At 56.9% G+C, this 9,190-nt stretch carries 10 protein-coding genes; 7 read left to right on the top strand and 3 right to left on the bottom strand.

Annotated elements, in window-relative coordinates; all coding sequences use genetic code 11:
- The 3 genes from A4E33_RS00645 to A4E33_RS00635 form a co-directional block, all read right to left on the bottom strand.
- A partial coding sequence (locus tag A4E33_RS00645) for a DJ-1/PfpI family protein (protein ID WP_292345448.1) occupies positions 1-345 on the bottom strand: 345 nt, incomplete at its 3' end.
- A gap of 60 nt (positions 346-405) precedes the next feature.
- Positions 406-1,623, bottom strand: coding sequence for a type III PLP-dependent enzyme (locus A4E33_RS00640; RefSeq protein ID WP_292345447.1), 1,218 nt, complete (start codon positions 1,621-1,623; stop codon positions 406-408).
- Positions 1,624-1,635: 12 nt separating this feature from the next.
- The gene (locus A4E33_RS00635; protein ID WP_292345446.1) at positions 1,636-3,081 is read right to left on the bottom strand and encodes a saccharopine dehydrogenase NADP-binding domain-containing protein; all 1,446 of its coding nucleotides are present in this window, start codon (positions 3,079-3,081) and stop codon (positions 1,636-1,638) included.
- 781 nt (positions 3,082-3,862) lie between these two features.
- Between A4E33_RS00635 and pfdA the strand changes: the two genes are divergently transcribed.
- The 7 genes from pfdA to A4E33_RS00600 are packed head-to-tail and all read left to right on the top strand — an operon-like array spanning position 3,863 to position 9,186.
- Complete coding sequence (gene pfdA, locus A4E33_RS00630) at positions 3,863-4,309, top strand: prefoldin subunit alpha (RefSeq protein WP_363053519.1); 447 nt, start codon at positions 3,863-3,865, stop codon at positions 4,307-4,309.
- Positions 4,310-4,328: 19 nt separating this feature from the next.
- The gene (ftsY, locus tag A4E33_RS00625) at positions 4,329-5,393 is read left to right on the top strand and encodes a signal recognition particle-docking protein FtsY (RefSeq protein ID WP_292345444.1); all 1,065 of its coding nucleotides are present in this window, start codon (positions 4,329-4,331) and stop codon (positions 5,391-5,393) included.
- Complete coding sequence (locus A4E33_RS00620) at positions 5,393-6,718, top strand: signal recognition particle protein Srp54 (RefSeq protein ID WP_292345443.1); 1,326 nt, start codon at positions 5,393-5,395, stop codon at positions 6,716-6,718. The genes ftsY and A4E33_RS00620 overlap by 1 nt, the downstream gene beginning before the upstream one ends.
- A 1-nt stretch (position 6,719) precedes the next feature.
- The gene (gene trmY / locus A4E33_RS00615) at positions 6,720-7,298 is read left to right on the top strand and encodes a tRNA (pseudouridine(54)-N(1))-methyltransferase TrmY (RefSeq protein WP_292345441.1); all 579 of its coding nucleotides are present in this window, start codon (positions 6,720-6,722) and stop codon (positions 7,296-7,298) included.
- On the top strand, positions 7,289-8,521 hold the full coding sequence (locus A4E33_RS00610) for a tRNA pseudouridine(54/55) synthase Pus10 (RefSeq protein WP_292345439.1): 1,233 nt from the start codon (positions 7,289-7,291) through the stop codon (positions 8,519-8,521). Before trmY ends, A4E33_RS00610 begins: the two co-directional genes overlap by 10 nt.
- A gap of 2 nt (positions 8,522-8,523) precedes the next feature.
- On the top strand, positions 8,524-8,814 hold the full coding sequence (locus A4E33_RS00605; protein WP_292345437.1) for a 50S ribosomal protein L21e: 291 nt from the start codon (positions 8,524-8,526) through the stop codon (positions 8,812-8,814).
- A 21-nt stretch (positions 8,815-8,835) separates the two neighbouring features.
- On the top strand, positions 8,836-9,186 hold the full coding sequence (locus A4E33_RS00600; RefSeq protein ID WP_292345434.1) for an RNA polymerase Rpb4 family protein: 351 nt from the start codon (positions 8,836-8,838) through the stop codon (positions 9,184-9,186).
- The last annotated feature ends 4 nt before the right edge of the window (positions 9,187-9,190 follow it).

Genomic DNA, 9,190 nt, shown 5'->3' with positions numbered 1-9,190 from the left:
GGCGAGAGCGAGCGTTGCCCCGCAAATCGCTGCAACAACCGTGCCGTTTTCGAGCAGGTCACGGACCGTTTCCATGACCGGCTCCTTCTCCGTCTCAAGCCAGGTATCCGCCCCGGGCAGTACAAGGACATCGCGTTCACGTGGCCGGATATCCTCGACCAGCACTTCCGGTACCAGGGGAATACCCCCCATCGTGGTAATCCTGTGCAAGGTGCTTCCGCAGAGGACAACATCGTACCGGGATGATGGATCCTTCAGGTACCGTCCGGACCGGAGTTCCGCAATGACGTGACCGGGCTCCCAGTCAGCAAGCGTATCGGTGACAAAGAGATACAGGGTGGGCATATTCTATCCGTTGGTTTCCATCCCGTTAATGGATATCCCTGAAACGTGAGAAAAAAAGAATCAGCGGTTGATATGCACGACCTTAGCCGGCGGGAACCCGTTGAAATACGTTGATGATGCGTGGGAATAGGCGCCGATATTTTCAGAGTACACCAGATCGCCGATCTCAAGGTCGGGGAGTTCGGCAGAAAGGGTGATAGTATCGAATGCATCGCAGGTGGGCCCGAAGACCGCGGAGATCTGTGTTTCCCCCTCTTTGAAGGGCAGGACCGGGTAATTGATATGATCGAACACCTGTCCCGAATAGGTATGGTAGACCCCGTCGTTGATATAATAACAGGGTTTGCCGTCGCGGACTGCCTTGCCGACTACCTTTGCTACCAGGGTGCAGGTATTGGCGACAAGGAACCTGCCCGGCTCGGCAAGGATCTGCATATCCGTAGGAAACAGCCTTTTTATCTCCATATTCAGCTTCCTGGCAAGTGTCCGAATGGACCGGATGCCGGGATGATACTTGACCGGGAACCCGCCCCCGATATCGAGAATGCGTATTTTCTTTCCAATCCGGTCTTCAACCTCCTTGATGATATTTGCCGAGAGCTGGAGGGCCTGCATGTAATTCTCGAAGTTCGTGCACTGGCTGCCAACGTGGAAACTCAGCCCCTCGACAACAAGGCCGTTATCGAATGCTTCGGCAATGAGGTCCACCGCTTCACCCGGGTGTGCCCCGAATTTGGATGACAACTCGACCATTGAGCCGGTGTTGGGCACCCGGATCCTGAGAACAAGCCCGGCATGGGGTGCGTGGTCACGGATCTTGAGGATCTCGTGATGGTTGTCAAAGGTGACGAGAGGTTTGTACTTGTCAAGGGCCTCGAGCGTCTCGATCGGTTTGATGGTATTGGCGTAGATGATCTTGTCCCAGATCCATTCCTGACGCTCATTCTTTGGCATGTCCCTGATATTCTCGTATACAATCATGAATTCAGGCATCGATGCCACGTCAAAACTGCTTCCGATCTTAAACAGGGTTTTTACAATCTCCGGGTTGGAATTTGCCTTGACGGCAAAATAAACCTGAACATCCGGCAGGTGCCTCCGGAACTCGCGGTAATTTTCCCGAAGTTTTTCGTGATCGATGACAAAAATAGGGGTTCCGTGTTTTGCAGCAAGGTCCAGCAGGAGTTCTTTGTTTATCTTCCCGATATGGGGGACGGGGGTTTCCTCAGTCCCTTTTTTCTTCCGCTTCTTCTTCGTATCCAGCGCAGTTTTTGTCATTATATCATAGATTTACTGCACGAATAAGAAGTTTTTGAATTGCCAGACATCCTCATGGTCGTAATTATTCTCGGGATTCTCCTTGATATAGACAATACGGTTCTTCAGCGGGGTCCAGTCCGAGGGTCCTGAATAAAATTCTCCCAGGTACGGTTTTGCGATTTCCAGTACGAACTCATGGGGGAGGTCGTCGGGGAGGCAGAATCCCTTCTTCGGGTTCCGGATCATCCACATCACGGCACTGACAATACCAAGCGCTACCTGGATCGTCGTCGCATTCTGTCCGGGCGCCAGTTTCTTGGCATCATCGATGGCAAGGATGCTGCCGGTCCACCATGACTTGTAGGGGTGTCCCATCAGGAGAGCACCGAGAATGTCAGCACCGGACACAATCTCCCGGTCGCTCATGATCCGTATCTTGTGCTGGAGCACGTAATTCCGGGCGCGCAGTTCGTGAAGCGAGGCGATGGTTGCATCGCACGGCATGTAGGCGTAATGGACAGTCGGGCGATAGATGGCCTTGCCATCCTTCCAGACAGTCCACCGGTCGGAGATGCCGAACGCCTCCCCGTGCCTGATGACCATGCCGATGATCTCCTGGTCGGGGATCCAGGACCTGACCCAGGTATTGATTCCCATCTTCGGGAGGAAGATACCATTCTTGGGGCCCACCGGAGGGACGATCGCGTTCGGGGGGAGGGTCTTCTCATGAGTGCCCCACCCGATCTCAGCAGGAGCGATTCCCTCTTCCCTGAGTCCCTCGACACACCAGGTTCCGACAAATTCACCGACCTTCTTGGGAGACCGGGAGATCTGGGTGTCGTGTTCGGAGCAGTGGATGACTTTGACGCCGACCTCCATGGCGAGCTGGCCGAACTCTTTTTCCCGGATGAGGCGTTTGATCTTCTCCGGATCCTTTGCGATCTTGTCGGCGATCATCTTCTGGGCGAGATCCACGAGGCCCTGCTTGGCGAAATGCGAGATAAGGCCGGGATTTGCGCCGTGATCGACAACACAGGTCGTGGCATCCTTCCAGTCCCTGGTCAGATCCATGAGCTTCATCTGGCGGAAATACAGGGTCTTCTCGTACGGGGATGCCGTGAGGATGGCAGCATCCGGATCCCACGCCTCAACCGAGGTATTGACATAGAGGACCTGGTGGTCGTGGCACCACTGCACGACCTCGCAGCAGTCGATGTTCCACGCAACATCGATTAAAAGGCCGCCCGGCGAGAGGTACTCAGAAAGAATCTCGGTCAAGTTCTTCGGGGTGATCTTCTTCTTGAAGAACCGGAGTCCACCCGCGGTCCAGGCCTTGAGGTCAGCCGACTTGTCCTTGAAGTCGATGATGGTGATATTCTCAAGGGGGATATTCACGTGGCGGAGCAGGATCGGGAACATGCATTTGCAGACAGCGCCATACCCGATAATCAGAACCTTGTTCTTGAAATCCATCATACGCCTCCTCAGACAATGATCGTCTGTACCAGATACTGGGGCGTTAATTGTAATAAATGAGGCCTGTGGACAATACCATGGACACGGACAGGGGGAGGGGGTACCTCCCCCCCATCCGGTTTTTTTTCCGGAGGGGGTGACCCCCCCGGGCACCATGAAGGGAGGGATGGGGTACCCCCCACCGGGTTGTAGAGCGGAACTGCTGCAGCCGGGTAGGGTGGAGTCCGTGATTTTCCCGGAGTCATCGCCGGAGAAACCGGGACAGATGCCTCCGAATTCTCCTTGTCCGTTCCGGTGTCTGTAGGGGGGTGGGGGTACCTCCCCCCCCTCCGGTTTTTTCCGGAGGGGGGTGACCCCCCCAGACATCATGGGGGGAGGGAGGGGGTACCCCCCGGTTGCAGAGCAGAACCGCTGAGACCGGGTAGCGCGGAGTCCGTGATTTTCCCGGAGTCATTGCCGGAGAAACCGGGACGGATGCCTCGGAATCCTCCTTGTCCGTTCCGGTGTCTGTAGGGGGGTGGGGGTACCTCCCCCCCCCTCCGGTTTTTTCCTGAGGGGGTGACCCCCCATGGCCCGAAGGATGGAGTACCTGCTCCTGTGACTGCAGAAAGTCCGGTGCGTGCAGGATTCTGCTTCACCGGACTGAAGGAGTGGTGATTGAATACGTCTGCGGAATTATTCCGTGACAGGACGCAGTCACCATGATGTATTTATGATACCGGAGGACATACATATCAGGAGTCAGGATTATTTTCCCGATAAGAATACGGGGTGGCAGATTTTGGCAGAGACAATGCAACCAATCGACCAGCGCGAACTGCTGATGCTCCAGCAGTACCTCAAGGAATACGGGCAGCAGGCAGAGATCTTTGTCAGCCAGCTGGAGATGCTGGAAAACGGCCGTATGGAGGCGCATGCAGCGATCGAGGCTCTCGAAGGGATGATGGCATCGGAGGACGGGGTTGTCCTGATGCAGATCGGCGGGGGTGCAACCGTCAGGGCAAAGATCCTCGAGCCCGAGAAGGTGATGCTTGCAATCGGTGCGGAAGTCGTTGTCGAGCGCCCGAACAAGGAGGCAGTCGAGTACTTAAAAGAGCGGATCATCGAGATGGAAGCCTCCCAGAAGAAAGTAGCCGAGACCCTTGATCGTCTGCGTTCCCAGATGAACGAGATTAACAAGAGGCTCGAGGCTGCATACCAGCAGTCCATGGCCGCGGGCCAGGAATAACCACGGGGAAACTTTCTCTATGTTCGGGGGACTGAGGGAAAAGCTGCAGGCAGCCCGGAGCCGGCTGGGTTCGAGCATCCAGACGGTAATTACCTCTCCGGCAGCCGATGCTGAAAAGACTGGTGCATCGAATACATCAGCGCCGGCTCCGGAAAAACAATCCGTACCCCCGGTAACTCCCGAAATAACCGTAAAACCAACGATTGTTGACAAATTCAAGGTCCTCCTGATCGAACGCGAGCTGATCGTCTCGGAGAAGGATGTATCCGATGCACTCTCCGAACTGGAGATGACCCTGCTCGAAAGCGATGTCGCCCTCCCGGTAACGGATGCGATCATCGCACATGTAAAAAAGAGCCTTGTCGGGAAGCACCGCAAGATTGGCGAATCCGTGGATTCTCTTGTTGTCGGGGCGCTCCGCGATGCGCTGCTTGACGTGCTGGGCAGCGGTTTCGACCTGCAGGCGTACATCCGGTCCCATCCCCGGCCGGTCAAGATCCTGTTCACCGGCGTGAACGGGACCGGTAAAACCACGACCGTTGCCAAGATCGGTTCGTACCTGAAAAAGCAGGGATTCTCCGTTGTTATCGGGGCAGGCGATACCTACCGTGCCGGTGCCATCGAACAGATCGGTGTCCATGCGGAACGTCTCGGGATCAAGATCATCCAGCACCCGGAAGGTGGCGATCCGTCTGCAGTCCTCTTTGATACGGTCCAGTACGCCACCTCGCACAAGATCGATGTCGTTCTCGCCGACACCGCGGGAAGGTTCCATAACAAGGCAAACCTGATGAGCCAGCTCGACAAGATCAAGCGTGTGATGAAACCCGATCTCGTGGTCTATGTCGATGAAGCAGTTGCGGGGAACGATGCCGTGACCCGTGCGGCCGAGTTCGACAAGACCGTCGGGGCAGATGCCGTTGTCCTTACCAAGGCGGATATGGACTCGCGGGGAGGTGCCGCGATCTCGATTGCCCACACGATCGGAAAACCTCTCATGTTCATCGGGACCGGCCAATCCTACGATGACATCGCCCCCTTTGAACCGGCAGGGGTTGTCGGGGAACTGCTGGGTGATGCCTGATGCTCGACGGACTCTCATCATCGCTCAAGGACGCCCTCAAGAAGCTTGCAGGCAAGACGGTCATTGACCGGGCAGCCGTTGACGAGCTGGTAAAAGACCTCCAGCGGGCGCTGATATCCTCCGATGTCAATGTAAAGCTGGTGATGGAACTGTCAAAATCAGTCCGCACCCGCTCGCTCGAGGAAGAACCTCCCAAGGGTATGACAGTCCGCGAGCACGTGCTCCGGATCGTGTACCAGGAGCTTGTCCGGCTCGTCTGGGCATCCACTGATGTGAAACTTGAGCCCCAGACGATCCTCATGGCGGGGCTGCAGGGAAGCGGCAAGACCACCACGACGGCAAAGCTTGCCCGGTTTTTCCAGAAGAAGGGAATGAAGGTGGGGGTTATCTGCGCCGATACGTTCCGTCCCGGTGCCTTCGACCAGATCTCGACCCTGTGCACGAAGATCCACGTTCCCTGCTACGGCAACCCGCAGGAAAAGGACGCCCTGAAGATCACCCGCGAAGGACTTGCAGCGCTCAAGGAGCAGGAACTGATCATCGTAGATACCCAGGGCCGGCATGCGCTGGAAGCGGACCTGATCAGGGAGATCATCGACCTCAACCTGCTGACAAAGGCAACGCACCGCTGGCTCGTGATCGATGCCGCGCTCGGCCAGATGGCGAGCGAACAGGCACGACGGTTCCACGAAGCCATCAATATCGACGGTGTCATCATCACGAAGATGGACGGCACCGCAAAGGGAGGCGGCGCCCTGTCGGCGGTTGCCGAGACCAGGAGCGGGATTGCGTTCATCGGCAGCGGAGAAACGATCGAGGACCTCGAACGGTTCGATCCCGACGGGTTTATCTCCCGTCTCCTCGGCATGGGCGACCTCAAGGCGCTGATGGAGAAAGCAAACGAAGCCATCAGGCCCGAGGACGTGAACGTGGACGCGATGATGAAGGGGAAGTTCACCCTTCGCGACATGTACAAGCAGCTCGAGGCCCTGAACAAGATGGGGCCCCTGAAACAGATCATGGGAATGCTCCCGCTCGGGAACATGGAGCTGCCGGAAGGCGTCTACGACGTGACAAGTACAAAAATGGTCCGCTACCGGATCATCATGGACTCAATGACGCCCGGGGAACTTGACGATCCGTCGCTGATCAACAGCTCCCGCATGCAGCGGATCGCCCATGGCGCCGGGGCATCTCCGGACGAGGTGCGGGAACTCCTGAAATACTACAAGATGATGCAGCGGACCCTCAAGGGCCTGCGGGGCGCAAGCGGCGGGAAGTTCAACATGCAGCGCCTGATGAAACGCTTCTCCGGAATGCAGTAAGATGACCTCCTTTGCAATCATCGGGCACCATGCCCGGACGGACGGGGGCTTCTCGATCAATGATCTTCCGGGCAGTGGCGGCAGGATGGACGTGCTCTGCCGGTGCGTGAACGCATCGCTCTTCCTCTCACATGACATGAGGAGGGATACCGACTGCTACCTCGTCCTCTGCGGCGAACCGGCCGGACCCAGGACTGTGAAGTTTTCGGGTGCGCTGGTGCGGTCCCTTTCTCCTGACGAGCGCAGCGCTGCCGCCCTGATAAAAAAGGTGATCGACACGCCATGCGGCAGCGAATTCCGTGAGGCCGCGCAGGGGGTTTTTATCCGGAAAGGCGGCCTTGACCGGCTGATTACCGAGCATACCTTTGCGGTACTGGATGAAAACGGGATCGATATCCGGAAGGCAGAAACCCTGCCGGAAGCGTACCTCCTCTCGGATCACCTGAATTTCACGGAGGGTGAAGAGATACTGATCCGCGACTGCCCCCGGTATTCCGTGGGGCCGAAGTGCCTTCACGCCGATCATGCCATTACTGTTCTTCGCAATGAACTGGACCGGAGGAGCTGCGGATGGACATAAACGAACAGGCAAAGGCCATCCTGGCCTATGGGGAGATCTGCGATCACTGCCTCGGCAGGTTCTTCGGGAAACGCTCGCACGGGCTCTCCAATGACGAACGCGGCCGTGGGATCCGGATAGCGTCTGCACTTGCGGAAAACCGGCCCTATAAACCTGCCGGGGGTTCATGCTGGGTCTGCGCAAATTTCTTTGACTCGATCCCCCTCTGGGCAGACCGGGTGGCCGATGCGGTGAAGGGAATTGAATTCTCGACGTTCCTTGTCGGGTGCCGTGTCCCGCCACTCATAGCGGAGAACGAGGAGATGGTCTGGAGCGATCTCTCCCTGACCGATCCCGAACCCTTCAAGTCCGAGGTAAACCGGGAGGTCGGCAAGGCAGTCTCGGCACGCATTGGCAGGATCGCAGACATAAAAAAACCGGAGGTTGTCGTCATCCTCGATCCTGCTTCGGGGAATGTCGAGGTGCAGATCAATTCCGTTTTCTTCTATGGCAGGTACCAGAAGTTCGAGCGGGGCATCCCCCAGACGCACTGGGACTGCCGGGTATGCAGGGGGAAGGGCTGCGAGAAGTGTAACTTCACCGGTGCCCAGTATCTCGATTCGGTAGAGGAACTCATCGGAAGGCCGGTAATAGAGTTGTTCAACGCGGAAAACGCGGTGCTGCACGGGGCCGGCCGGGAGGACATCGACGCCCGGATGGTCGGCACCGGACGGCCGTTCATCCTCGAGGTGGTTGCCCCGAAGAAACGGTCCGTTGACCTTGCAGAGCTTGAGGCAGAGATCAACCGGACTGCTGATGGACGCGTTTCCGTGGCGTTGAAGCGCTGGGCGGACCGTTCGGAGGTGGAAACCCTTAAATCAAACAAAGCGCATAAAAAATACAGGATCCTGGTCGAGGTTGACGGCGAATTATCTGCGGATGAGTTCGCAAAAGCCCTGGATTCCCTAAAGGGCGTCACAATACAGCAGCGCACGCCCGAAAGGGTCGCACACCGGAGAGCCGACAAGGTCCGGGAGCGCAGAGTCCTGGATATCAGTCTCGTAGGGGAGCAGGACGGCAGATTTGTTGTCGAAGTCCTGGGCGAAGCCGGCCTCTACATCAAGGAACTCGTATCCGGTGACTCGGGCAGAACCACCCCCAGTCTTGCCGAGATCCTGAAGAGAAAGGCTCTCGTCACCAGCCTCGACGTTACGCAGGTGGAAGGAGCAAAGGAGGGAGAATAACAATGGCACATCACAATGGTCCAAGAAAGAAGACACGGTACAAGTTCAAGAAGGAATTGAGAAAGCGGGGACTTCCCCCCGTCACCTCCGTTATCCAGCGGTTCGAGATCGGGGACCGGGTCCACGTTGTCGTGGAATCCAGTATCCAGAAGGGTATGCCGCACCGCCGCTTCCACGGGAAGACCGGTACCGTCATCGGCCAGCGCGGCCGGGCATGGATGCTCGCTATCCGCGACGGTGACGCCGACAAGGTCGTCATTGCAAGACCACAACATCTAAAAGCACAAAAGTAAATTCTCTGTCAGGTGATTGGCATGAAAGTAAAGGGTATCATTAGCGAAGAGAAGGTTACGCTCCCGGAGCTGCGCAGTGTCCTGGCCGGCCTCGAAGCCGAAAGGATCGCTGCCGAGAAAGAATCGTCATACGAGTTCCGGCGCAGCACCGAGCATGCCAATCAGCTTGCAAAAACCACTCCGGAAAAGGCAAAGGACCTTGTCGATCAGCTCGTGCAGATGGAGAAGATGAAGCCCGAGATCGCGTACCGCATCGCCAACATCATGCCAAAGACCCGCGACGAGGTACGTGCCATCTTTGCCAAGGAGCGTTTTACGCTCACACCCGAAGAGATCGATAAGATCATTGAGCTGGTTACGACACACTTCTGAGGTG

The organism is Methanoregula sp. PtaB.Bin085, from assembly GCF_002067035.1.
In the GTDB taxonomy this organism is placed as follows: domain Archaea; phylum Halobacteriota; class Methanomicrobia; order Methanomicrobiales; family Methanospirillaceae; genus Methanoregula.
Note: the sequence above shows the minus strand (reverse complement) of the source record. Positions and strands in the feature narration are given on the sequence as shown.

Coding starts and splice junctions, on each gene's coding strand:
- A4E33_RS00640 (WP_292345447.1), bottom strand. CDS start 1,623: ATGACAAAAACTGCGCTGGATACGAAGAAGAAGCGGAAGAAAAAAGGG.
- A4E33_RS00635 (WP_292345446.1), bottom strand. CDS start 3,081: ATGATGGATTTCAAGAACAAGGTTCTGATTATCGGGTATGGCGCTGTC.
- ftsY (WP_292345444.1), top strand. CDS start 4,329: ATGTTCGGGGGACTGAGGGAAAAGCTGCAGGCAGCCCGGAGCCGGCTG.
- A4E33_RS00620 (WP_292345443.1), top strand. CDS start 5,393: ATGCTCGACGGACTCTCATCATCGCTCAAGGACGCCCTCAAGAAGCTT.
- trmY (WP_292345441.1), top strand. CDS start 6,720: ATGACCTCCTTTGCAATCATCGGGCACCATGCCCGGACGGACGGGGGC.
- A4E33_RS00610 (WP_292345439.1), top strand. CDS start 7,289: ATGGACATAAACGAACAGGCAAAGGCCATCCTGGCCTATGGGGAGATC.
- A4E33_RS00605 (WP_292345437.1), top strand. CDS start 8,524: ATGGCACATCACAATGGTCCAAGAAAGAAGACACGGTACAAGTTCAAG.
- A4E33_RS00600 (WP_292345434.1), top strand. CDS start 8,836: ATGAAAGTAAAGGGTATCATTAGCGAAGAGAAGGTTACGCTCCCGGAG.